Origin of the sequence: Aeromonas sp. ASNIH8 (genome assembly GCF_002919855.1) — a bacterium.
GTDB lineage: Bacteria > Pseudomonadota > Gammaproteobacteria > Enterobacterales > Aeromonadaceae > Aeromonas > Aeromonas caviae.
Genome location: NZ_PQLN01000031.1, coordinates 19,997 through 45,242 on the forward strand (window position 1 = coordinate 19,997; position 25,246 = coordinate 45,242).

General features: G+C 62.8%; 18 protein-coding genes and 1 pseudogene. 8 read left to right on the plus strand and 11 right to left on the minus strand.

All coding sequences use genetic code 11. The features are described from left to right. Positions 1-46 precede the first annotated feature (46 nt). On the plus strand, positions 47-850 hold the full coding sequence (gene suhB, locus C3418_RS10290; RefSeq protein ID WP_103858438.1) for an inositol-1-monophosphatase: 804 nt from the start codon (positions 47-49) through the stop codon (positions 848-850). A gap of 100 nt (positions 851-950) precedes the next feature. On the opposite strand, the gene C3418_RS10295 is transcribed toward suhB, so the two are convergent. Together C3418_RS10295 and C3418_RS10300 are read right to left on the minus strand one after the other, a co-directional pair. Beyond that, positions 951-1,826, minus strand: a complete 876-nt coding sequence (locus C3418_RS10295) for an OmpA family protein (protein ID WP_181023085.1) — start codon at positions 1,824-1,826, stop codon at positions 951-953. A gap of 68 nt (positions 1,827-1,894) precedes the next feature. Then, a pseudogene (locus tag C3418_RS10300) lies at positions 1,895-3,867 on the minus strand (methyl-accepting chemotaxis protein). Between the two features lie 145 nt (positions 3,868-4,012). Between C3418_RS10300 and rnt the strand changes: the two are divergent. Continuing rightward, positions 4,013-4,675, plus strand: a complete 663-nt coding sequence (gene rnt, locus C3418_RS10305) for a ribonuclease T (protein WP_010675098.1) — start codon at positions 4,013-4,015, stop codon at positions 4,673-4,675. Positions 4,676-4,901: 226 nt separating this feature from the next. Then, a complete protein-coding gene (locus C3418_RS10310) occupies positions 4,902-6,224 on the plus strand; it encodes a Na+/H+ antiporter family protein (protein ID WP_103858439.1) in 1,323 nt (440 codons plus the stop codon). A gap of 63 nt (positions 6,225-6,287) precedes the next feature. On the opposite strand, the gene C3418_RS10315 is transcribed toward C3418_RS10310, so the two are convergent. From C3418_RS10315 to C3418_RS10350, 8 genes are all read right to left on the minus strand, one after another. Beyond that, complete coding sequence (locus C3418_RS10315) at positions 6,288-7,481, minus strand: MFS transporter (protein WP_103858451.1); 1,194 nt, start codon at positions 7,479-7,481, stop codon at positions 6,288-6,290. A 104-nt stretch (positions 7,482-7,585) separates the two neighbouring features. Continuing rightward, positions 7,586-8,491 (minus strand): LysR family transcriptional regulator, encoded by a 906-nt coding sequence (locus C3418_RS10320; RefSeq protein WP_103858440.1) that lies wholly within the window; start codon positions 8,489-8,491, stop codon positions 7,586-7,588. Between the two features lie 208 nt (positions 8,492-8,699). Then, on the minus strand, positions 8,700-10,616 hold the full coding sequence (locus tag C3418_RS10325; RefSeq protein ID WP_103858441.1) for a bifunctional diguanylate cyclase/phosphodiesterase: 1,917 nt from the start codon (positions 10,614-10,616) through the stop codon (positions 8,700-8,702). Between the two features lies 1 nt (position 10,617). Next, positions 10,618-11,100, minus strand: a complete 483-nt coding sequence (locus C3418_RS10330) for a molybdopterin-binding oxidoreductase (RefSeq protein ID WP_043154943.1) — start codon at positions 11,098-11,100, stop codon at positions 10,618-10,620. A gap of 329 nt (positions 11,101-11,429) precedes the next feature. Next, positions 11,430-13,328, minus strand: a complete 1,899-nt coding sequence (locus tag C3418_RS10335; protein WP_029314717.1) for a DEAD/DEAH box helicase — start codon at positions 13,326-13,328, stop codon at positions 11,430-11,432. Between the two features lie 180 nt (positions 13,329-13,508). Further along, positions 13,509-13,970, minus strand: coding sequence for a hotdog fold thioesterase (locus tag C3418_RS10340; protein WP_103858442.1), 462 nt, complete (start codon positions 13,968-13,970; stop codon positions 13,509-13,511). Positions 13,971-14,096: 126 nt separating this feature from the next. Then, positions 14,097-14,585, minus strand: a complete 489-nt coding sequence (locus tag C3418_RS10345; protein WP_103858443.1) for a hypothetical protein — start codon at positions 14,583-14,585, stop codon at positions 14,097-14,099. After that, on the minus strand, positions 14,585-17,641 hold the full coding sequence (locus C3418_RS10350) for an FAD-binding and (Fe-S)-binding domain-containing protein (RefSeq protein WP_181023086.1): 3,057 nt from the start codon (positions 17,639-17,641) through the stop codon (positions 14,585-14,587). The genes C3418_RS10345 and C3418_RS10350 overlap by 1 nt, the downstream gene beginning before the upstream one ends. Positions 17,642-17,810: 169 nt before the next feature. Between C3418_RS10350 and C3418_RS10355 the strand changes: the two genes are divergently transcribed. The 4 genes from C3418_RS10355 to C3418_RS10370 all read left to right on the plus strand — a co-directional run bounded on the left by C3418_RS10355 (position 17,811) and on the right by C3418_RS10370 (position 22,995). Next, the gene (locus C3418_RS10355) at positions 17,811-18,737 is read left to right on the plus strand and encodes a cation diffusion facilitator family transporter (protein ID WP_041214996.1); all 927 of its coding nucleotides are present in this window, start codon (positions 17,811-17,813) and stop codon (positions 18,735-18,737) included. A gap of 299 nt (positions 18,738-19,036) precedes the next feature. Beyond that, the gene (locus tag C3418_RS10360) at positions 19,037-20,578 is read left to right on the plus strand and encodes a TerC family protein (protein WP_103858445.1); all 1,542 of its coding nucleotides are present in this window, start codon (positions 19,037-19,039) and stop codon (positions 20,576-20,578) included. A 176-nt stretch (positions 20,579-20,754) separates the two neighbouring features. Continuing rightward, on the plus strand, positions 20,755-21,864 hold the full coding sequence (locus tag C3418_RS10365) for an alkene reductase (RefSeq protein ID WP_103858446.1): 1,110 nt from the start codon (positions 20,755-20,757) through the stop codon (positions 21,862-21,864). Positions 21,865-22,008: 144 nt separating this feature from the next. Continuing rightward, a complete protein-coding gene (locus C3418_RS10370) occupies positions 22,009-22,995 on the plus strand; it encodes a zinc-binding dehydrogenase (protein ID WP_103858447.1) in 987 nt (328 codons plus the stop codon). 78 nt (positions 22,996-23,073) lie between these two features. Here C3418_RS10370 and C3418_RS10375 read toward each other — a convergent pair whose 3' ends face one another. After that, positions 23,074-24,093, minus strand: coding sequence for an adenosine deaminase (locus C3418_RS10375; protein WP_103858448.1), 1,020 nt, complete (start codon positions 24,091-24,093; stop codon positions 23,074-23,076). A 201-nt stretch (positions 24,094-24,294) separates the two neighbouring features. Between C3418_RS10375 and C3418_RS10380 the strand changes: the two genes are divergently transcribed. Then, on the plus strand, positions 24,295-25,044 hold the full coding sequence (locus tag C3418_RS10380) for an HAD-IIA family hydrolase (RefSeq protein WP_010675115.1): 750 nt from the start codon (positions 24,295-24,297) through the stop codon (positions 25,042-25,044). Positions 25,045-25,246: the final 202 nt, after the last annotated feature.

The window sequence follows — 25,246 nt, forward strand, 5'->3', positions numbered from 1 at the left end:
GTCGCGTCCTTTTATCCCCCGTTCTTTAACATCCAGTGGTGAACCTATGCATCCGATGCTGAATATCGCCGTGCGCGCTGCGCGCAACGCCGGTCAAGTAGTAGTAAAAGCCTTTTCTCAACCCGAGAACATCGAGGTTATCCAGAAAGGCAGCAATGACTTCGTGACCAACGTTGACCGTGACGCCGAAGCGGCCATCATTCACACCATCAAAAAATCTTACCCGGAACACAGCATCGTTGCTGAAGAGTCTGGCGAGATTGCCGGTACCAATCCGGACTACCAATGGATCATCGACCCACTGGATGGCACGACCAACCTGGTCAAAGGCGTTCCGCACTTTGCCGTTTCCATCGCTCTGCGCGTCAAGGGCAAGACCGAACAAGCCGTTGTCTACGATCCCATCCGTGACGAGCTGTTCACTGCCACCCGCGGCAGCGGCGCCCAACTGAACGGCTACCGCATCCGTGTCGGCAAGGCCAAAGAGCTCTCCGGCACTATCCTGGCCACCGGGTTCCCGTTCAAGCAGAAGCACCACATCGAACCCTATCTGAAGATGTTCCAGAGCATGTTCATCGAGTGTGCAGACATCCGTCGTGCTGGCTCCGCCGCGCTGGATCTCGCCTATGTTGCCGCTGGCCGCGTCGACGGTTTCTGGGAAATCGGCCTGAAACCCTGGGACACCGCCGCCGGTGAGCTGCTGGCCAAAGAAGCCGGCGCCATCGTCACCGACTTCGTCGGTGGTCACAACTACGAAAACTCCGGCAACATCGTGGTGGCCAACCCCCGCGTGCTGAAAGAGATGCTCGGCAAGATCCGCGAAAACCTGCCGGAATCCCTGGCCAAGTAATCCCGGATACCCGTGAAAAAAATGCCAGTCGGTTCGCCGACTGGCATTTTTTATTCCTGACTTCAGCGAAAATCCCGCCCCTCTCGATGACTCAACAGGATCAGATAGTGCCGTTGCGTCCCATGTTGATCACCACCCGGCGGTTCTTGGCTCGGCCAGCGTCCGTTTCGTTGGAGGCCACGTGATGTTTCTCACCGTGCCCTTCCACCGAGATCTTGCCCTCCTCGATGCCGAGATCCACAAACACCTGCTTGATGGCATCCGCCCGCTTCTCGGAGAGCTTCTGGTTTGGCCAGCGGCCGCCATAGCTGTCGCTGTAGGCGTCGATCACCACCACATCGATGCTCTTGTCTGCCTTCACATAGTCACCGATCATCGCCAGCCGCCGCTTGGAGGCCGGTGACAACTGATCGCTGTTCTTGTCATAGGAGAGCACGCTGAAGGCGATGTCGTTGAAGCTGTAGGGCAGCAAGCCACTCAGGCAGTCCATGAACGCCTGGTACTTGACCCTGAAATTGATCGACGAGAGCGATACCCGCACCGGCCTGTCCTGACGATACCAGTCGCGATACTGGAAAGTCGGCATACGTCCTCCTTCCAGCTCGTCCAGCATGGTCCAGGCGGTCTGCCCCGCCACCAGGCCGTCAAATTGCTGATAGAACTGCAACTGGCTGATCTGTCGCCCGGCCACCCCGGGACGCCAGCTGGGGGGCATGATCCCGAGGCTCACTGTCTGGGTACGCGCCTGGGGTCGCTGCCCCTTGAGCTCGAAATCCAGATTGATCTTGCGCCCGGCCCGGCTGACAAAGGCCCCGGTTCCCCAGCGGGGAATAGGATGCTCCAGCCTGCACTCCACCTGGGTATCAGAGGTCAGGCGCCAGACGGATTGATCCAGACCGGCGCCAAATTCGGTCACGCCCGCCTGCAACTGCATACTCACTGATATGCTGATCAACCCCAACACCCAAGCATTCAACGGCTTGTCCTCCACACTATCTCGAATTATCTATCGGCAGCGGCAGGACAAGCTTTAGGTCAAAACGCTCAGTGGGGGGAAGAAGGGGCCATCAGCTTGAAGCTGGCGATGCGTCCCGCCAGATCCCGGGCCAGGGCATCCAGTTCGGCACTGTGTTGTTGCAGGGTATGGGAGTGCTGGCGATGGGCCTCATACACGTCACGGATGGTCATCACGTTTTGCTGGATGTCGTCGGTCACGTAACGCTGCTCCTCGGTGGCGGTGGCCACCTGGGCCGTCATGTCGCTCACCTTGCGCACCTCGTTGACGATGTCGGTCAGCTCGCTCCCCGCCCGTTTGGCCTCCGTCACGCTAAGGCCGGCCTGTTCGGTGCCCGTGTGCATGGCAGCCACCGCCTCGTTGGCCCCCTGGCGCAAGCGGCCCAGCATCCGCTCTATGTCATCCGCCGCCTGCTGGGTACGGGAGGCAAGCGATCTCACCTCGTCGGCCACCACTGCAAAGCCGCGCCCGGATTCACCGGCACGGGCCGCCTCGATGGCGGCATTGAGGGCCAGCAGGTTGGTTCTGTCCGAGATCTGCTTGATGAGGCTCAAGGCCTCCCCCACCGACTCGGTATCACGATGCAGGCTGTCCACCAGGTGCCGGGTATCCACCAGCGTGCCCGCGACCTGCTGGATGGTGTGGATGGTCTGATCCACCTCCTTGTCACCCTGCTTCGCCCGGCCGATGGCCTGCTGGGTCGCCTGGGAGGTCTGGGTGGCGTTGCGGGCAATCTCCGCGACAGTCGATGCCATCTCGGTGGCGGCAGTCGCCACCAGATCCACCTGCCCGCATCCCCTGACTACGCCGGCATTCACCTCGGCAATGACCTCGGCCGAGCTGGCGGCGCTGCGTATCAGCACGTCACAGGAGTGGCGCACAGCCAGCAGCAAACTCTCCAGGTGCCCGAGGAAATGGTTCAGATCCCGCGCCAGGGCACCCAGCTCATCCCCGGATCGCCAGTCGACCCGCACAGTCAGGTCGTTCTCCTGCACCAGGCGCTTGAAGGTCTGGTGCAGGGCCATGAAGCCCAGATGCAGATCCCGCACCACCCGCCAGCAGACGAAGGTGGTCAGGACGATGCACAGCAACACGCCAGCCGCCCCCACCAGAAGTCACTGGCACTCCCGACCCGCATCTGTTCAACCCGCTCGAAGAGCTGCTGATAGAGGCTGTCTTCTATCTCCTTGAGCAGGCCTATCTTGTCGGTACTCAAGGCAAACCAGGCCTCCGCATCGACACCAAAACTGCCGCTTGCCGCCTTGTCCAGGGCCAGTTTCTCCATGGCGGCCACCTTGGCCACCACGGGTGAGGCGAGGCTGTCGTTCAGCAACTGACGCTGGGCTGGACTCGCCACCGCCTGGAAACGTTCGAGATAAGTGTTCTGGGCCGCCAGCAGGGAGATGAACTGCTGCAACAGCGCAGGCGTGAAGCTGTCACGGCCAAAGACGTTGCTGAGCGTCGCCCGCTCCAGCCCCGCACGCTCCTTGCTCTGCAGGAAGGCGGCGTAGGCATTGGTCTGCAGGGCGATGGTGGCATCCATGCTGTCGACGCTTATCTTGTCCACTACCGCCAGCAAGGCGGTCACGAGGCGGGTATAGAAGCCGACCTGTTCCGCCACCTCGACCCCCAGGGCGCTGACCCGCTCACGCATGGCGGTGAGTCCCGCCACTCCCTGCTGCACCTCCGTCAGAGCCAGCAAGGCAGGATCCTGATGAAAACGCTGCAACAGGCTGTCCACCACCTTGCGCTGGGCAGGCAGCGCATCGCGAAACTTGTTGCCGCCAGAGCCGAGGAAGCCGGCCGACATGCCGCGCTCCCGTTGCAGCTCATGGGCCAGCTGCGCCGCCTCCTTCACCACCGCCAGCGCGACCAGGGCGCCGCTCATCTCCTGTTCGACCCGATAACGTTCGTAGACGTACCGGCCGGAGAAAAACAGCAGGGCCAACAGCGGCAGACAGACCACCAACATCATCTTGTGTGCCAATCCCAGCTTCTTCATCGTCCTCTCCCTCCATGGTTGACGTCGCCAATTATAAGCACAGGTGTTTCAAAATGGCCCTCTTGCCGTCCCATGGCGGCAGATAAGGGACAAGGGCACGCTTTTTTGCCATAATGCCGCCTCCTTTCACGCCGACCGAGATACCATGACCGACGCCGTTCACACCCTCAAGGGCCGTTTTCGCGGCTTTTACCCCGTCGTCATCGATGTTGAAACCGCCGGATTCAATGCCAAGACCGATGCCCTGCTGGAAATAGCCGCCCACACCCTCAAGATGGATGAGCAGGGCTGGCTCGTCCCTGACCAGATCTTCCATTTTCATGTCCAGCCCTTTGAGGGCGCCAATCTGGAGAAAGCGGCGCTGGAGTTCACCGGCATCGACCCCTTCAACCCGCTGCGGGGCGCGGTGGACGAGAAGGAAGCACTCACCGAGATCTTCAAGGGGGTGCGCAAGGGCATGAAGGAGCAGGATTGTGGTCGCGCCATCATAGTGGCCCACAACGCCACCTTCGACCACGGCTTCGTGATGGCCGCCGCCGAGCGGGCCGGCCTCAAGCGCAATCCGTTCCACCCCTTCGCCACCTTCGACACCGCCGCCCTCTCGGGTCTTGCCCTGGGGCAGACGGTGCTGGCCAAGGCCTGTCAGAGCGCCAATATCCCCTTTGACAACAAAGAGGCCCACTCGGCCCTCTACGACACCGAGCGCACCACAGAGCTCTTCTGCCACATCGTCAATCGCTGGAAGAGCCTGGGAGGCTGGCCTCTGGCCAACCCGGATGAAACGACGGACACCGAAGACGAGGGCTGAACACTCCCAGCCCCTGCCCAGACAGGCTGCCCATGGCAGCCTGTCTGCATGAGGGGACCTGTCTGGGCAACGAAGAAGGGCCATTTTCCCGGTTCCCGTTCACCTCCAGCAGAAGATGCGTCCCTTGGCCGGGATCCGCCGATTTTTTTCTCGACATTTAGCCTGTTTTTCGCAAACTAGCTGGCTTTCACACGACTGACAGCAACACAATCCATAAGGAAATCAAATGAATCCTGTTGTTATCGCGGTGGCGCTGATGCTGGTGCTCAGCCTGCTGCGGATCAATGTGGTGGTCTCCCTCGCCATCGGTGCCATCGTGGGTGGCCTGCTCGGCGGACTCTCCCTCGAGCAGACCCTCAGCACCTTCACCGGCGGCCTGGGCGGCGGTGCAGAAATCGCCCTCTCCTACGCCATGCTGGGGGCTTTCGCGGTAGCCATCTCCCGCTCCGGCATCACGGATCTGCTGGCCCGCAAGGTCATCAACCAGCTCGGCAAGGATGCTAGCAGCACCCGCATTCTCTGGGTCAAGAGCCTGCTGCTCACCTCGGTGCTCGCGGTCTCCGTCTCCTCCCAGAACCTGATCCCGGTGCACATCGCCTTCATTCCCATCCTGATCCCGCCGCTGCTGCATGTCATGGCCCAGATGCAGATCGACCGCCGTCAGGTGGCCTGCGTCATCACCTTCGGCCTGACCGCTACCTACATGCTGCTGCCGGTCGGCTTTGGCGGTATCTTCCTGAACAACATCCTGGCCAAGAATCTCGTCGACAACGGCGTACCGGTGGAATTCAGCCAACTGCCCCTGGCGATGGCCATCCCGGTATTCGGCATGTTCCTCGGCCTGCTCATCGCCGTCTTCTTCAGCTACCGCAAGCCGCGTCAGTATGATCTGGAGCAGATCCTGGCCGCCGAACCCGAGACGGTCGAGCTCAATCTCAACCACATCTGGGTAGCCCTGCTGGCCATCGCCGTGGCACTCGGCCTGCAACTGATGACCAACAGCATCGTGCTGGGGGCGCTCGCAGGCTTCATCATCTTCACCTGCGGTGGCGTCATCAAATTCCGCGAGAGCCAGGATGCCTTCACCCAGGGTGTGCGCATGATGTCCCTCATCGGCTTCATCATGATCTCCGCAGCAGGCTTCGCCGCCGTCATGAAGGAGACCCACGGGGTGGAGAGTCTGGTGCAGTCCGTCTCCAGCATGATGGCAGGTCACAAGGGATTGGCGGCCTTCCTGATGCTGCTGGTGGGCCTGCTTATCACCATGGGGATCGGCTCCTCCTTCTCCACCGTGCCCATCATCGCCACCATCTATGTGCCCCTGTGCATCCACCTCGGCTTCTCGCCCATGGCGACCATCGCCCTGGTGGGCACCGCGGGCGCGCTGGGGGACGCGGGTTCCCCCGCCTCCGACTCGACGCTCGGCCCCACATCGGGCCTCAATGCCGACGGTCAGCACGACCACATCTGGGACAGCGTGGTGCCAACCTTCATCCACTACAACATCCCCCTGGTGATCTTCGGCTGGATTGCCGCCATGGTGCTCTGAGTCCATCCCGAGCAGACAGACAAAAGGCGACCCCGGGGTCGCCTTTCTTGTCTTGCACATGCCTCAGATGGCCGGTTGCAGTCCCCGCCTGCCGGCCAGGGCACAGAGACAGGCCACCAGGGCCAACCCCATGCCGGCTGCTCCCACCCCGAGCCAGTGACCCTGTTGCCAGACCAGCATCCCCAGGCTGGAGCCGAGGGTTCCCCCCAGGAACATGCCGGTCATGAAGAGGGTATTGATGCGCCCCCTGGCTTCAGGTCTCAGACCATAGATGCGCTGCTGATGGGCGATGAGTGCGCTCTGCACTCCGAGATCCAGCAAGATGACCCCGCACGCCAGCCCGGCCAGAGAGAGCCACAGCTCGAAGCAGATCCAGGCAAGCACCACCAGCACAGCACCGGCCAATACCACTGGTCTGGCCCCCAACCGATCCGCCATCCGGCCTGCCAGAGGGGCCGCCACCACCCCAGCCACCCCGATGACGCCGAAGAGACCCACCATGTCGGCCCCCAACCCATAGGCAGGTTCGGCCAGGTAGAACGCCAGCACGGTCCAGAAGGCGCTGAAGGAGGCAAACAGCAAGGCCTGGGTCAGGGTCGCGCGGCGCAAGGCGGGCTCCTCGCGCCACAGACCGACCAGAGAGTGAAGCAGACGGCCATAACCGAGGGGAGAGCGCGGCAATCCGGACGGTATCATCCTGGCCATCAGCAGGGCCCCCGACAGGGCCAGGGGAATGGCCAGCCAGAACATGGCGCGCCAACTGCCATAGGCGGTGACCAGGCCGGCGACGGTGCGGCTGAGCAGTATCCCGGCCAGCAGGCCGCTCATCACGCTGCCGACCACGGCACCACGGCGGGCGGGATCTGCCAGGGTCGCCGCCACCGGAACTATCTGCTGGGCAGCCGTGGCCCCGATGCCGAGCAGGACGGAGGCCAGCATCAAGGTGGTGGCACTCGTGGCCGTGGCCGCCAGCAGGGAAGCCAGCGCGATCAGTGCAAACTGCCCCGGAATGAGCCAGCGGCGCTCGACCACATCGCCAAGCGGCACCAGCAAAAGCAGACCCATGGCATAGCCAAGCTGGGTCAGCATGGCGATCAATGGCATGCCCGAGTGCCCGGGAAAGTCCTGCGCCATCACCGCCAGCATGGGCTGGTTGTAGTAGATGTTGGCAACTGCCAGGCCGCATGACAGGGCCATGGCGAAGAGCAGGGAGGGGCCGGGGGTTGCGGCCCCTCCGGCAGAAGGCGATGTACTCATGATCTTCTCCTCGTGGTAGAAGGGCTCCCGCCAGGATACGGGCCCCATGCGCACAGCCTACCCGGGGAGCGTCGCCACCAGTAGAGCGGTGGGGACCATAACAGTTATTCCGCTGGCGTATGCCCCACGCCGGGCAGGCCGGTCACGAATGCCAGAAAGGCGCTCGCCTTGGCACCAGGCTGGCGACCTGCCGGGAGCAGGGTCCAGAGCTCCTGCATGGGCAGTTGCCACTCGGGCAGCACCGCCACCACCTCGCCGCGGGCAAGCTCGGGGGCAAACATCCACTCCGAGGCGATACCGAGCCCCAGTCCAGCCAGCACGGCGGCGCGCATGCCTTCGGCCGCCGAGACCACCAGCCTGCCTTCTCCGGAAACCACCCTCTCCTCGACGCCACGGCGAAATCGCCACTGCTGCCCCATTCCGGGCCGTGGACTGTAAAGCACCAGGTCATGCTGTTGCAGGGCCTGAGGGGTCTCAGGCTCTCCTTTGGCGGCCAGATAGGCCGGCGTCGCCAGCACCCGCATGTCGCTTCGAGCGAGACAGCGGGCGACCAGCGACGAGCCGGCCTGTTTGCCGATCCGCAGAGCCACCTCGATGCCCGCCGAAATGAGATCCACATTGCCGTCATCCAGCAGGATCTCCAGATCCAGTCCCGGGTGAGCCGCCAGAAAACCGGCAAGATGGGGAATGATATGCAGGCGGGCGAAGGTGACGGGAGCGCTCACCCGCAGACGCCCGCTCAGGCCCGCCCGGCATTGCTGCACCATGGCATCGGCCTCGTGGACCTGGGCCAGGATCTCTCTCGCCCGCAGATAGTAGGCCTCTCCGGCCTCGGTGGGCGCCAGCCCCCGGGTCGAACGCAGCAACAGGCGGCTGCCAAGGTGCGCCTCAAGCTGGGCAATCAATCTGGAAACCGTGGGTTGCCCCATCCCCAGTCGGCGGGCCACCGCCGAAAACGAGCCGGTCTCCACCGCCAGCACGAACACCTCCATCACCCCCAAGCGATCCATTTATGGCTCCTCTGCCCTGTGGCACTGTTCGTGGCACAAGGTAGCACCGGGCCTGCCCTCTCGCACCCTCGTTCTGGCTGGAGGCACAAGAAAACCGCGTCAAGGGCGGTCCTGCCATGGAAGAAAGGTGTCGGGATGAAATATCAACCAGGAACGATCGAACAGAGGGACTCGAAGACAAGGCTACAGGGGCTCGATTGCCCCAAGGCTACCCCAGTGCCACTTCCTGAATGGCGGCGCTGTGGGCGAAATAGCGGTGACAGAACTGCATGAACTCCGGCAGCGGCAAGGGACGCGAGTAGAAATAACCCTGGATCTCATCCACCCCTATGGTGAGCACCGCCTTGAGCTCATCGCTGTTTTCCACCCCTTCTGCCACGACACGCACCCCCAACTGATGAGAGAGGGTGGTGATGGTCTCGACGAACAGCGCCTGACGGGGATCCTTGTCGATGGCGGTGATGAAGGAGCGGTCGATCTTGAGCTTGTCGAAAGAGAGTTCACGCAGGTAAGAGAGCGAGGACCAGCCGGTCCCGAAGTCATCGAGGGCCACCCGCACCCCTATCTGGCGCAGGGAGTGAATGATCTGCTTGCTGAGGGCGATGTCATCGAGGGCGATGGTTTCGGTCAGCTCCACTATCAACTGGTGCAGCCCCAACGGCCCATCTTCCATCTTCTCTTCAATCTCCCTGGCCAACCCCATGTTGAACATGGAGTTGGAGAGGTTGATGGAGATCTCGAGCGGTGCTAGCACCTCCTCCGGGAAGCCGGACAGATCGAGCTGCATGCGCCGGATGATCCAGCCCCCGAGCGCCTCGCCCAACCCGTTCTCTTCTGCCAGCGAGATGATGTCGAGGGGGGCAATAAAGCCATATTCCGGATGATGCCAGCGGATCAGCGCCTCGGCCCCCAGCCTCACTACACTCTGGCCGCGCACGATGGGCTGATAGTAAAGGGCCAGTTGCGGGCATTGCGGGCAGTGGATAAGCTCCCGCAGCTCGGTCGACAGCCGGCGTTTGCGCTGATAGTGCTGATACATGCTGCTGGAGAAGAGCACATTGTCATTCAGCCGTTTGCGCTTGGCGCTGTCGAGGGCGATATCGGCAAACAACAGCATCTCTTCCGGTGAATGATCCGGTTTCACGTACTGGCTGGTGCCCATGAAGACCCGCACCCGGTGCGCCGGATCGGCGGCAAACACCAGATCCGCCAGCTCGCTGCGCAGTTGCTCCAGAAACGGGAAGCGCAGATAGGTGGGCATGGTGCCGGTGATGATGAGGGTGAACTCGTCACTGCCGGTTCGGGCAACGAAGATCCCCTGGCCAGAGGCGGCCTTGATCCGCGCCGCAAGCCGTTTGAGCAAGGCGTCCCCCACTTCGTAACCCAGACTGTTATTGACCTCCCTGAAATGCCCCAGATCCATGAGGCAGACGGTGATGCTGCTGCGCCGCCCGGGGTGGCTGGTCCACTGCTGGAGGTGCTTGATGAGCGCCGCCCGGTTAGGGAGACGGGTGAGAGGGTCGTTCCACGCCAGAAAATGCTGGCGACGCACTTCGCGAAACAGCACCATCAACATCACCATAGTCGCCAGCATCAGAAACCCCAGGATGAAGAAGTTCTGGGTTCTCGACTCGTTGAGCAGCTCACGCTGGGCGATGGCAGAAGGCCCGGTAAAGTTTTTCACCATCACGTCCCGCACCCCGCGCATCTCGTCATCGAGTGCGGCCGTGAACATCTTGAGTGCGGGGGAATCCGGCTCCCCTTGCACCACATCCTGCTCATAGCGTTCGAAGAGGGCGAGGATCTTGCCGACCGCCTTGTCCGCACCGAATCGGGCCCTGACCGACTTTGCCTCCTTCCCGTGCAGGAAGACATCGAGCCGGTTCCAGGCAATGTCAAAGCGTTTGTTCATCTCCTCCCGGCTGACGGCACCGGCACGATAGAGCTTCAAACCCTCTTCGAAGGCGTGGATCTCCAGCTCGAGCTGGGCCAGTGCCCAGGCGGAGAGCTGGGTGTAGCGCGTCACCTCATTGAACGCGCGGTCATAGTTCCAGACCGACCAGAGGGTCACCCCCAAAAAGGTGGTCACCATCAGGATCAGGCTCAAGAACTTGCTGCTCAGCATCTTATTTGCTCTCCAGCGCCGTCAGCTGCCACACCATCCGGCTGTGATAGATCTCCTTGTTGAGTTCGGGATGGTCGGTGAGGGGATAAATGACCCAGAGCGGCCCCTTGTTGCGCAGGGTCAGAGCCTTGCCATCCTGCTTCTCGGCCACCAGCACCGGGTACTTCTCCCCGTCTTCCAGCGGCAGTGCGGCCCAGTATTCATTGACCGCGAGGGCCTTGACCTCCTGGCTCTTGAGACCGTAGATCCTGACCAGGTCCCGCAGCAACACCCCGCGATAGAGGTGCTCCCCCTCGGTCCAGGGCGTCCCCGTCTTAACTTCCGTCTGCGGCAAGGCCTCAAACTCGGCACGGGTCAGCACCACCTCCCCCTTGCCATTGCAGCACCCCGCCCCCGCAATTCTGAAGAAGGGCTCCTCCGCCAACACCATACCCGACACGAGCCATCCAGATATCAGCAACACCTTGCCAAGCCACTTGCCCATCACGCCCCCCCCTGTCATACGGTTTATTTATTCATCTCACTCTGCTGACTCATATGCAAACAACAGAATGCACCTTCAGACCAAAGTCGCAGTCGTTTGCAACCAGCAACGATTGTGCGTCTTCCAAAAGTATCCAATCGCTTCCCAAAGAATGACACCAGGCGCCACCCCCAGGCAAATGGATTGCACCATTTTTCTTTCACTGGCTCCTCATCAAACCGGATGCCCACCACGGCCGGAAAAAGGTGACAATCTTCGCTACGCATCTGAAAAACAGACACAAAAAGGGCCACTCCATGGAGCGGCCTTCTCATCAGTGCAGTCAGGGTTTAGCTGTCGCGGCGCTTGTTGCCACCGAATTTGCGACCCTTGTCGAAACCGCCTTCACGGCGATCCTTGTTGAAGGGACGGTCACCCTGGGGACGGCGATCCTTGTTGAAAGGACGGTCGCCACGGAACGGACGATCACCACGGGGCGGACGGGGAGCAGTGTTGCCACCGGCCGGCACTTCGGTGTAACGGGTGATCTGCAGCGGACGCTGGCAGACACGGGCCTTCTTGATCACTTCCAGCACCTCGGCGCTCATGCCCTTGGGCAGATCGACGGTGGAGAAGTCATCGGCGATGTCGATGTTGCCGATGAAGCGGCTCTCGATGTTCGCTTCGTTGGCGATGGCACCCACGATCTGGCCCGGCTTGACGCCGTGATGGGCACCCACGTCGACGCGGTAGCGCTCCATCTCCACGTCCGGGTTGTCTTTCAGTGGACGCGGCTCCAGGGACGGCATGCGACGGGCCGGACGATCGCCACGGTCACCGAAGTCACGACCGCCACGGTCGTTGAACTCACGACGCTCGAAGCCACCGCGATCGTTGCCGGCGTTGAACACCGGATCCGGAATGGAGTCATCCAGCAGCAGCGGTTGGTCGCCCTGTACCAGCTTGGCCAGTGCAGCAGCCAGCTCCAGCGGATCGGCAGAATCTTCTTCGATCAGCTCGTTCACCAGGTTGTGGTAGATCTCGAGCTCTTCACCCATCATGGTTTCGCGGATGCGCTCCTTGAACTTGGCCAGACGGTGCTGGTTGATGTCCTCGGTGCTCGGCATCTTCATCGGCTCGATGGCCTGACGGGTTGCGTGCTCGATGGCGCGCAGCATGCGACGCTCGCGCGGTGCCACGAACAGGATGGCTTCACCCTTGCGACCAGCACGGCCGGTACGGCCGATACGGTGAACATAGGATTCGGTGTCGTAGGGGATGTCGTAGTTCACCACGTGGGTGATGCGCTCAACGTCCAGACCGCGGGCGACCACGTCGGTGGCGATCAGAATGTCCAGCTGGCCCTGACGCAGCTTGTCGACGGTACGCTCACGCAGCTTCTGCGGGATGTCACCGTGCAGCGCTTCACAGGCGTGACCACGGGCAGCCAGCTTGCCTGCCAGCTCTTCGGCGGCGTTCTTGGTACGCACGAACACCAGCAGGGCTTCGTAGGATTCCACTTCCAGCAGACGGGTCATGGCGTCCAGCTTGTGCAGACCGGTCACCTGCCAGTAACGCTGGCGAATGGTGGTTGCGGTCGCGGTCTTGGAAGCGATCTTGATCTCTTTGGGCTGCTTCAGGTGCTTCTGGGCAACACGACGGATCTGCTCCGGCATGGTGGCAGAGAACAGGGCAACCTGACGACCGGCCGGGCACTGATCCATGATCCAGTCCACGTCGTCGATGAAGCCCATGCGCAGCATTTCGTCCGCTTCGTCCAGCACCAGGGCTTTCAGACCGGAGAGGTCCAGGTTCTTGCGACGGATCAGGTCCATCACGCGGCCCGGGGTACCCACGACAACCTGAGCACCGCGGCGCAGGGCGCGGGTCTGGGTTTCGTAGGAAGCGCCGCCGTAGATGGGCAGCACGTGGAAATCGGGCATGTGGTGGGCATAGCGTTGGCACGCCTCTGCCACCTGCAGGGCCAGCTCGCGGGTCGGGGCCAGCACCAGGATCTGGGTGTTGCGGTTACCAGCTTCCAGACGAGACAACAGAGGCAAGGCAAAAGCAGCGGTCTTCCCTGTACCGGTTTGTGCCTGCCCCAGCAGATCGTGTCCCGCCATCAGGTGGGGAATTGCTGCGGCCTGGATGGGAGACGGACGCTCATAGCCCACGTCCTGCAGCGCTTTCAATACAGGCGCGGCCAGTCCAAGCTCACTAAAAAGGGGCAGTTGTTCGGTATCAGACATAGATTCTTCCAGATTAAGGCAGGCGGCTAACACCGCGGAATAGCAAAAAGGCGGCGATTATAGCGCCACTTTGTTCTGCTGTCTTGAAAAATGTGATAGGTGTCTCAAGACGTTGGCAATTATAGAGGGATCTCGCGACTATGGCTTGCTTATTTTTCACTCATGATGCGTTATTGCGGATCACGCTTCGCCAGAGTCCTTGTCCCGCTTGTGCTTGAGCACCGCCATGGTCAATCGGCTGGTGCACAATAAACGACCACGTTCATCGCGAATTTCGATCTGCCACACCTGAGTCGTGGTCCCCAGATGCAGCGGGCTGCAGCGCCCCGTCACCACCCCTTCCCGCTTGGCCCTCAGGTGGTTGGCATTGACCTCCAGCCCCACACAGTAACTCTCCTCCCCGACCGCCATGTTGGCCGCAAGCGATCCCAGCGTTTCCGCCAGCACCACGGAGGCGCCTCCGTGCAGCATGCCGAGTGGTTGATGGGTGCGGTGATCCACCGGCATGGTGGCCTCCAGCCAGTCGGGGCCAAAGGCGCTGTAGACGATGTCGAGGTGGGCCATCAGGGTGTTGCGGGAGCTGGCGTTGAGCCCCTCCAGGCTCATGGGTTTGCGCCAGATGGGGCTGCTTTCTTGACTCATGGTGAGCGGACTCCTTGCGTGATCAACGGGTTATCGCTGCGCTGTAGCGGCAAACCAGCAGTGTCGGCGAAAAAGGCGCAAAAAAAAAGATGCCCACGCCGGGGCATCTTGCATCGAGGTTTGCCCTCACCAGGGATAGGTCACCCCTGGCCACTCGGCCCAGGGGCCGTCCCGCCCCGGCAGGCGCGGCTCGGACCAGCGCCATACCTTGCCGAGCCAGGCGCGCAGTTCGGCTTCGAGTTCGCTGTCAGTGAGCGGCGCCTCGACCACCTTCCAGAAGAAGAGCTCCACCTGCACCTCCGGCAGTACCGACGGATAGAGGTAGACACCGCCCCAGAAGCGGGGCTCCCTGTTCGGGCTCCAGAGGCCATAGGCAAAGGAGCGCTTGGCCAGAAACTCGGAGTGCTGCCACTCCAAGTCGGCCTCGTGCTGACTCAGGCTGAAATTGGCGGAGGGCCACACATCATCCGGGCGAAACAGCTGATGGAGCTGATCCCGCTCGCGCAGGATGGCAACAAACTCCACCACGGCCTGGGACGGCGTGGTGGGGAGCAACAGAAAATGCGGGTGCCGATAGGCCTTTGGCACCCGGAATCCCTTGGGAAAGTGGAGCATCAGAGCAGTTCCAGCAGGGCCTGCAGCGGATGCTTGAGCTTCTCCCCCTCCATCCGCTTGACCTGGCTGCGGCACGAATAACCGGTGGCCAGACAACGGGCTTGCGGCAGGCGAGCCAGGGGCTCGGCCCAGCTCAGACCGTAGATCCCCTTGGAGTTCTCCACCTGTTTGGCGTCGTGACCATAGGTGCCCGCCATGCCGCAGCAACCCACCGACACCGGCTGCAAATGTGCACCGAAGCGGCCGAACAGGGTGCTCCAATCACCGTGGGTGGTGGGCTTGGCGGTCTTCTCGGTGCAGTGGGCAAACAGATACCAGGGGTCGGTGCCAACCTCTTCCCGCAGCGGCAGCGCCTCGGCAGGCAGGGAGAGCAGCCACTCCTGGGGCAGCAGCACCTGGAAATCGCCGCGGGCGGGGCCGAGCGCCTTCACGTACTCGTCCCGGTAGCAGAGCACCAGAGAGGGGTCGACCCCCACCATGGGGATGCCGAGGACCGCCACCTTGTTGAGGAACTGGGCGCTGCTGGCAGCAGTGCGGGCGAAGGCGCGCAGGAATCCCTTCACGTGCTGAGGCTTGCCATTGGGTTTGAACGGCAGCAGGTAGGGCTGATAACCCAGCTTGCTGGCCAGCTTCACCAGGTCACGCACCACGGGGGCGTCGTAGTAGCTGGTGAAGGGATCCTGCACGATGAGCACCACTTTTTGGCGCTGCTCGGGGCTCATGGCCTCGAGGCCCGGCAGATCGAAATAGCGGGCGCGGTGATCCCGCAGCTCCTCGGCCAGGGTCGGCACGGAGAGCAGCGGCACATCCACCATGCCGATGCTCTTCTCGGTCGCCTTCTGGGCCCACTCTTTTTCGAGGAAGAAGTTGACCAGCTTGGGGGCCTTGGCCAGCAGGGGCGCATAGCTCTCTACCGTGCCCACGAAGTAATCCTTGGGGCCGCGCAGATATCGGCTGTGATAGAGCTGCATGAAGCGGGCGCGGAAGGTGGGCACATCCACCTTGATGGGGCACTGGCTGGTGCATGCCTTGCACGCAAGGCACCCCTCCATCGCCTCCATCACCTCGTGGGAGAAGTCATACTCGCCCCGGGCGCGGGCCACCGTATTGCGGAACTTGTCGACGATCTGCTTGAAGCGCAGACCCCCGCTTTGCAGCGCCACCTCTTCGGCAAGGGGATCGAAGCCCTGCTCCGACAACTGGCGCAGCCATTCACGCATCAGGCCAGCCCGCCCCTTGGGGGAGTGACGGCGGTCGCGGCTGATCTTGACCGAGGGGCACATGGGGGAGTCGGTCTCGAAGGTGAAACACAGACCGTTGCCGTTGCAATCGAGGGCCCGTGTATAGCTCTCGCGCACGGCAATCGGGATCTGGCGGTCGAACTTGCCGCGCTTGGGCCCGTCCACCGAGACAAGCGAAGCGCCGCTGCCATAAGGCATGCAGATCTTGCCCGGGTTGATGCGGTTGGCCGGGTCGAACGCCCCCTTGACCCGTTGCAGCTCTTCCCACAGCTCGCCGAAGAAGGCGGGGCTGTATTCGGAGCGAAAGCCCTTGCCATGCTCCCCCCACATCAGGCCGCCGTATTTGGCGGTGAGCGCCACCACCTGATCGGAGATGCGCCGCAGCAGCACCTCCTGCTCGGGATCGCACAAGTCCAGCGCCGGGCGCACGTGCAGCACCCCGGCATCGACGTGGCCGAACATGCCGTAGTCAAGGCCGTGAGCGTCCAGCAGGGCACGAAACTCCATGATGAAGTCCGCCAGGGATTCCGGCGGCACGGCGGTGTCTTCGGTGAAGGCCACCGGCTTCTTGCGCCCCTCGGCATTGCCGAGCAGCCCCACCGACTTCTTGCGCATGCCATAGATGGTCTCGATGCTCGGCAGGTGGTCGCACACCTGATAGCCAATGACCCCGGCTTCACCACGCGCCAGCAGGCCGTCGATGCGCCGGCACAGCTCCGCCACCTTGGCCTTGTGCTCATTCTCGTCGGTGTCGGCAAACTCGACGATGTTGAGCCCCTGCAGATCCTTGCCGGGCACATCCTGGATGAGATCCTTCACCGAGTGCCAGATGATGTCGGCGCGAGCCAGTCCCAACACCCGGGAGTCCACCGTCTCCACCGACAGGGCGTGGGCCTGTACCATAAAGGGGGCATTTCTGAGCGCGGAGGGGAAGCTGTCGTACTTGACGTTGACCAAGGTGCGGTAGCGCGGGATGGGGGTGATGTTGAGGCGGGCTTCGATGATGAAGCCCAAAGAGCCTTCCGAGCCGCACAGCACCCGGCTCACATCCAGAGTGTCGGTATCGGGCTGATAGAGGTGCTTGAGATCGTAACCGGTCAGAAAGCGGTTGAGCTTGGGGAAGGTGGCCTCGATATCGGCGCGCCGCTCGCGGCCGATGCGATAGAGGGTGCGATAGATCTCCCCCTCCCGGTTCTCCAGCGCCAGCTTATCCGCCAGACGCTGGCCGGTCACCGGCTCGGTCGCCATGAGATCGCCGTTTTCCAGCACGGCCTTGAGGCCGAGCACGTGATCCGAGGTCTTGCCGTACACCAAGGAGCCCTGCCCCGAGGCATCGGTGTTGACCATGCCCCCTAAGGTGGCCCGGTTGGAGGTGGAGAGATCCGGCGAGAAGAAGTAGCCGTGGGGCTTCAAATAGGCGTTGAGCTGGTCTTTGACCACCCCGGCCTGGGCCCGTACCCAGCCCTCTTCCAGATTAATTTCCATGATCTGGTTCATATGGCGCGAGAGATCGACGATAATGCCGCCGCCCAAGGATTGGCCATTGGTGCCGGTACCGCCGCCGCGAGGGAAGAAACTCAAGGTTGCGTACTCGGGCCCCTGGGCCAGCTTGAGCATCACCGCTATGTCATCCGCACTGCGCGGATAGAGCACCGCCTGAGGTACGACCTGATAGACGCTGTTATCCGTCGCCATCGCCAACCGGCTTGCATAAGACTTTTCGATATCACCACGAAATGCTGATCGCGCCAGCAACTCAAGAAACTGCAGGGTTGTAGGTGACAAACTGTCCTGGTAATCGAGTCTCGGGATCATGAATCCTTGTTCCCATCCTTTGCTTGATGCCGGCATTCCGGCGACAACGACCGTTCGGACCTGCCTCTTTGCGGGTGTCCGAACCAGTCCGCTCACATGTGAGCGGGCAGTATATCAGCTAGAAAACCGCTTGCGCGCGCAATCTTCACCATTTGAAAGGAGGACTTTTATGGCTCACTACAGCCATGTTATCAGTACGCTTATTCGCACCGAAAAACAGGCGCTGACCCTGTCGCTGTTTGGTTGCATCACCTTTGCCATTTTCGGGATCGGCTATGGTCTGTTCGTCGGTTCCAACGCCATCATGCTGGACGGCATCTTCACCCTGTTCAGCATGGGCATGACGGGCCTTGGGCTCATCACCGCCTACCTGGTCACCCGCCCCTCCGACGCCCGTTTCCAATACGGCTACGCCCACTTCGAACCCATCGCCAACGTCATCAACGGCGCCATCATTCTGCTGCTCTGCCTCGGCGCCCTCTATGGCGGCATCACCTCCCTGCTGGCAGGAGGACGGGAGATCGATCTCGGCCACGCCCTCATCTATGCCGTCGTCTCCACCTTCTTCTGCGGCATCCTCTATCTCATCGAGGCCGACGTGGCCGAGCGGGTCAACTCCGAGCTGGTGCGGGTGGACTCCAAGGAGTGGCTGGTGGATACCCTGCTCAGCGCCACCCTGCTCATCGGCTTTCTGGTCGCCATCGGGCTCGATACCCTGGGTTACGGCCACTACAACCGCTACATAGACCCGGTGCTGGTCTCGCTGCTGGCCCTGTGTGCCACCCTCATCCCCATCAAGGTGCTCGGTCGCAACCTGCGGGAAGTGCTGAAGATTGCCCCCAAGGGGGATGTCTCCCGGCTGGTGGCCAGCGAAGTCGAAGCCCTGCGCCTGCGCCATGGGGTCGAGTGCTACAGCCACCTGGCAAAAAGCGGCCGCCGCTTCGATCTCGAGCTCAACATCCTGGTGGCCCCCGGCCAGGAGTGGCCCGTCGAACGCCAGGATGCCCTGCGCCAGGAGCTCTGGTCCCGCCTCGGCGACACCCTGGGAGACGCTTGGCTCTCGGTCTGCTTCACCCGGGAAAAACGCTGGTTGTAAGCCGCAAGGCGGGGCTTGCCTAGCAAGCTCCGCCTGTCCCTGTTGCCCTGTTGGGCGAGCGCCTCTCCCTGCGCGTCCAGACCCCCTTGCCAAATGGCGGCGAGTCGTTATCATCAGGGCTCACTTTTGACCCGAGGTTTTATTGCCCATCATGGACAATCCCCGAAGTAGCCCTTCGTCTTTTCCCATCAAAGCCTATCTGTACCTGCTCAACCAACGCCTCTGAAGCGATCGTCTCCGTCACCACGGCCACGCCGTGACCACGATTCACTGCATCTGTCTTCATTGAGGTCAATCACATGGAATTCTTGCTGGACCCGTCAATCTGGGTCGGTCTGCTTACCCTGATCATCCTGGAAATCGTTCTCGGGATAGACAACCTGGTCTTCATCGCCATCCTGGTGAAAAAACTGCCCCCCGCCCAGCGGGACAAGGCGCGCATCATCGGTCTCTCCCTCGCCCTGCTGATGCGCCTGGGACTGCTCACCATCATGTCATGGCTGGTCACCCTCACGGCTCCTCTGCTGCACATCTGGGATCACCCCTTCTCCGGTCGGGATCTCATCCTGATGGGAGGCGGACTCTTCCTGCTGTTCAAGGCCACCTCCGAGCTGCATGAGCGACTCGAGGCCAAGCCCGAGGAGCAAGGCGGCACCGACGTCTATGCCGGGTTCGGGGTGGTGATCGCCCAGATCCTGGTGCTGGATGCGGTCTTCTCCCTGGACTCCATCATCACCGCCGTCGGCATGGTGGATCACCTCGGCGTCATGATGGCGGCCGTGACCATCGCCATGGTGGTGATGGTGCTCGCCTCCAAGCCCCTGACCCGCTTCGTCAACGCCCACCCCACTGTGGTGGTGCTCTGCCTGAGCTTCCTCTTGATGATCGGCTTCAGCCTGGTGGCGGAGGGCTTCGGCTTCCACATTCCGAAGGGCTACCTCTACGCGGCCATCGGCTTCTCGGTGCTCATCGAGTTCTTCAACCAGCTCGCCCAGCGCAGTGCCCTGCGCCATGAGGCGCGCCAGCCCCTGCGCGAGCGCACCACCGCCGCCATCTTCAAGCTGATGGGGGGGAACAAACGCTCAGCCCACCCGCAGGAGGACGAAGAAGAGGCGCAGGCTCAGCCCCTGCCCCCTGGTTTCGGTGAAGAGGAGCGTTACATGGTGAGCGGCGTGCTGTCGCTGGCCGAGCGATCCATTCGCACCATCATGACCCCGCGCTCCGAGATGGAGTGGATCGACGTGAGCGACAGCGAGGACGAGATCCGCGCCCTGCTGCAACGGGCCCCCCACAGCCTGTTCCCGGTCTGTGACGGGGAGCTGGACGAGATCATCGGGGTGGTCAAGGCTCGGGATCTGCTGTTTGCCCTCAACGAGGGGCAATCCCTGGCAGCACTAGCCAGACAGAACGAGCCCGTCATCGTGCCCCAGACCATCAACGTGATCCGGCTGCTGGCGGAGCTGCGTCAGGCCAGGGGCAGCCTCATTCTGGTGGCGGACGAGTTTGGCGTCATCCAGGGGCTGGTCACCAACCACGATCTGCTGGAGGCCATCGTCGGCGAGCTGCCGGACGAGGACGAGACCCCCGATGTGGTGCGCGAGGGCGAGCATTGGCTCATCCACGGCACCACCAACATCCATCAGGTGGAGCAGGCACTGAACTGCGACGGGCTGGTGAGCGAGAGCGACGAGTACGTGACCCTGGCGGGCATGTTGCTCTCCCACTTCGGCAGCCTGCCAGACGTCGGTCAGCAGTTGCACCTCGGCCAGTTCCGCTTCGAGGTCATGGCCGTGAGCGAGCGGCGCATCGAGCGAGTACGGGTTACCCCACTCTCCCCCTGATCATCGGCGGCAATCACAGCAAGAGAGGGCCCTTGGCCCTCTTTTTTCTGGCGCGAGCCCGGCCCCTCCCGGGCCATTGCTGCGATAACGGCAATTCTCTTCTGCAATACCCCCTCTTTTTCACAATAACAATCCCCTTTAGAGTCACCTCACTCCCAAAGATTGAGGAATCCATCATGCACCACGATCCCCTGTTCTGCCCCCTTCGCCTCGGCCAGCTGCACCTTGCCAACCGCATCGTCATGCCCCCCATGACCCGCTCCCGCGCCAGCCAGCCCGGGGACGTGGCCAACGCCATGATGGCGACCTACTACGCCCAGCGTGCCGGGGCCGGCCTCATCATCAGCGAAGGCACCCAGATAGATCCCCTGGGCAAGGGCTACGCTTGGACGCCGGGCATCTACAGCGCCGAGCAGGTGGCAGGCTGGAAGCAGGTAACCAATGCCGTCCACACCGCGGGGGGCATCATGTTCGCCCAGCTCTGGCACGTGGGCCGGGTCACCCATCCTGACAACATCGGCGGCGCCCAGCCCCTCTCCTCCTCCGCCATCCAGGCCAAGGGAGTGAAGGTATTCGTCGACAACGGCAGCGATGCCCCGGGGTTTGTGGAGACCGTCACCCCGCGCGCCATGACCCAGGCCGACATCGACGCCGTGGTGGGGCAGTTTCGCCGGGCCGCCCGCAACGCCATGGAAGCGGGCTTTGACGGCATCGAGTTGCACGCCGCCAACGGCTACCTCATCAACCAGTTCCTCGACTCCGAGTCCAATACCCGCACCGACGGCTATGGCGGTTCGCTCGAAAACCGGCTGCGTTTCCTCAAAGAGGTGACCGAGGCGGTCTGTGACGAGATCGGTCCCGACCGGGTCGGGGTACGCCTTGCGCCACTCACCACCCTCAACGGTACCGTGGATGCCAACCCCCAGGAGACCTATCTGGCCGCCGCGCGCCTGCTGGGCCAGCTCGGCGTGGTCTATCTGCACGTCGCCGAAGCGGACTGGGACGACGCCCCCCTGATGGCGGAGAGCTTCAAGCAGGGGCTGCGCGACGCCTTCCCCAACACCCTCATCTACGCCGGCAAGTACGATGGGGAACGCGCCCGCGCCGCCATCGAGGCGGGCTGGGCCGACATGATTGGCTTCGGTCGCCCCTTCGTGGCCAACCCCGACTTGCCGAACCGCCTGCGCCACGGCCATCCGTTCGCCCCCCATGATCCCGCCACCCTGTTTGGCGGCGGCGAGAAAGGGCTGACGGACTACCCCGTCTATGGGGCAGAGCGGGCATAAGGCGGCTGGCGCCGAACCTCTTCCAGGGCGGGCCCTCCAACAGGGGGCTCGCCTTGTTGTCTTGCCAGTGCAACAGCAGTTCAAGGCATTGTTACGCCATGTAATTCAATCAAGGCACCCACCCCTCTCATCCAAGGAGTCACCATGACCCATACCCAGGCCTGGTGCTGGCACGCCCCCGGCGAACCGGACCAGCTCACCCTCACCCGGCAAGCGCTCCCCACCCCCGGGCCCGACGAGGTCCTCGTCGCCAACCGGATCATCGCCTTCAATCCGGTGGACTGGAAACTCATCGAACAGGGTCATCCCCACTGGCAGCCAGGACATGTGCCCGGCGTCGATGGCATGGGCACCCTGGTGGCACTGGGGGCCAACGTCACCCACCTGCGCCCCGGCACCCGGGTCGCCTATCACACCGACTTGCGCCACGGCGGCAGCTTTGCCCGCCACACCCTGGTGCCGGCTCGCGCCCTGATGCCGGTGCCCGATGCCCTGAGCGACGAGGCGGCCGCCGCGCTCCCCTGCCCCGGCCTCACCGCCTGGCAGGCACTGGCCAAGCTGCCGCACCTGCACGGGGAGGCCCTGCTCATCACGGGGGCTGGCAGCAGTGTCGGCCGCTTCGCGGTGCAACTTGCCCTTAAGCAGGGGGCCCGCGTCTTTGCCAGCGCCAGCCCGCGCCACTACCAGTGGCTCAAACAGCTAGGCGTGCAGGGGGTGGCGGACTATCGGGATCCCGACTGGCTGGCCCAGTTGCAGGCCGCCAACGGAGGTGAACCCTTCGAGGGGATCATCGATCTGGTCTCCAGCCAGCAGGCAGAAGCCTTGCTGCCTGCCCTTGGCTATTACGGCCACATGGTGACGGTGCTCGGGCGCATCGCGCGCAACCCGCTGCCCGCCTTTAGCCATTGCCACTCATTGCACGAGATTGCCCTCGGCGCCCAGCACGCCTTTGGCTCGGACAAACAGTGGAGCCGTCTGGTAGCGGCCGGTGTCGCCATGATGGCGCAGATGGCGAGCGGCGAGCTGACCCTGCCGCCGCTGGTGGTGGGCGACTTCGACGCCCTGCCTGCCCTGCTCACCCACGTCAAGCAGGAGGGACAAGGGGAAAAGTATCTGGTGCGGGTGGGTTGATACCCGCCCAACGATGGCACCAAGAGGCCCGCCAGCCATGGCGGGCCTCCTCCATTCAAGGTGTGCAAGGCGGCCTGCTCAGTGCAGGCTCACCCCGTGCAGGGCGGCATGGAGGCGAATGTCCCGGGTCAGACGCACCTTGTCCGCAAGGCTCAGCCAGCTCGCCTCCACGGCATTGAGACTGAGTCGGCACAACTGCTCCTGGCTGGCGCCAAGCCCGTCGGCCAGGGCCTGGAAGTTGGCGTTCATGTAGCCGCCGAAATAGGCGGGATCGTCGGAGTTCACGGTGACGCAGAGCCCCTGCTCCAGCAGCCTTAGCACATTGTGGTGGGCCATCTGGTCAAACACCCTGAGCCGCACGTTGGAGAGGGGGCAGACGGTGAGGGGCAGCCGTGTATCGGCAAGATAGCTCAGCAGCGCGGGATCCTCGACGCAGCGCACCCCGTGATCGATGCGTTGCACCCCGAGCTCCCGGATCGCCTGCCAGATGTAGTCCGCAGGTCCCTCCTCCCCCGCGTGGGCCACCACAGGCAACCCCAGTTCCCTGGCCCGGGCAAAGACCCGGGCAAACTTGCTGGGCGGGTTGCCCTGCTCCCCCGAATCGAGGCCGACCCCGTGCAGGCGCGCCAGGTGCGGCGTGGCCTCTGCCAGGGTGGCGAATGCCGCCTCTTCACTCAGGTGGCGCAGGAAGCTCATGATGAGCCGCCAGCTGATGCCAAAGGCTGCTTCGCCAGCCTGCAACGCCCGCTCGATGCCCCCCAGCACGGTGGCAAAAGGCACGCCGCGGGCGGTGTGGGTCTGGGGGTCGAAGAAGATCTCCACGTGCACCACGTGATCGGCAACGCAGCGCTCGAGATAGGCCCAGGTGAGGTCGAAGAAATCCTGTTCGTGGATGAGCACGCTGGCACCGAGGTAGTAGAGATCGAGGAAGGATTGCAGGCCGTCGAACTCATAGGCGGCGCGCAGGCTGTCGACATCGGGCCAGGGCAGCGCCACCCCGTTGCGCTGGCCGAGGGCGAACATCAGCTCGGGTTCGAGGGTCCCCTCGATATGCAGGTGCAGTTCCAGCTTGGGCAAGCCGGCAATAAAGTGCTCCATGATGACGGCTCCATCGTCAGACTCCGTGCGGGCACCACCGGGGCGGCGCCCTCCCTTCGCCTTCATTGTGCACCCATCTGGCCCACCGGAGGAGACTTGTCATCAAAGGGCCTTATAATGGCGGCACAAAAACCATAACCGATTGAAGAGACGAACAGAGGGATGCCCTGTCCCCGCTCTTGCGCCCTACAAGGAGAATTCATGAAGAAAAACGTCATCTGTGACATTGACGGCGTCATCCTGCACAACAACGATCTCATTCCCGGCGCCGACCGCTTCGTCCACCGCCTGCTGGAGCAGGGCAGCAAGCTCCTGTTCCTCACCAACTACCCGGCCCAGACCCAGAAAGATCTGCAAAACCGCTTCCGCTCCGCCGGAATAGAGGTGCCCGAGGAGTGCTTCTACACCTCCGCCATGGGCACCGCCGACTTTCTCAAGCGCCAGGATGGCAAGAAGGCCTATGTGATTGGCGAAGGGGCCCTGACCCACGAGCTCTATAAAGCCGGCTTCACCATCACCGACATCGACCCGGACTTCGTGGTGGTGGGAGAGACCCGCAACTACAACTGGACCATGATGCAGCAGGGCGCCAAGTTCGTGGATCAGGGGGCCCGCTTCATCGCCACCAACCCCGACACCCACGGCCCCCTGATGTACCCGGCCTGCGGCGCCCTGTGCGCTCCCATCGAGCGGATGACCGGCAAGAAGCCCTTCTATGTCGGCAAGCCGAGCGCCTGGATCATTCGCGCGGCCCTCAACCGGATGGAGGCCCACTCCGACGACACCATCATCATCGGCGACAACCTGCGCACCGACATCCTGGCTGGCTTCCAGGCCGGTCTCGAGACGGTGCTGGTGCTCTCCGGGGTGAGCAAGGTGGCGGACATCGACCGCATGCCGTTTCGACCGAACCACATCTTCGACTCCGTGGTGGACATCGACATCGTCTGATCCCGGGTGCCGCCCTTCCGGTAGCCTTCAGCCTGCACGGGCCCCCTTGGCAAAGGGGGCCCGTTTCGTTTAACGTAAGCGCAACATCGTTAAACAAACTAAACGGGAGCAGGATGCTCCTTCGCCACTCAAGGACGCACCATGAAGAGCCTGAACGACTGGATCCTGCTGGACAAGCACACTGTCTCCCCCACCCCGATGA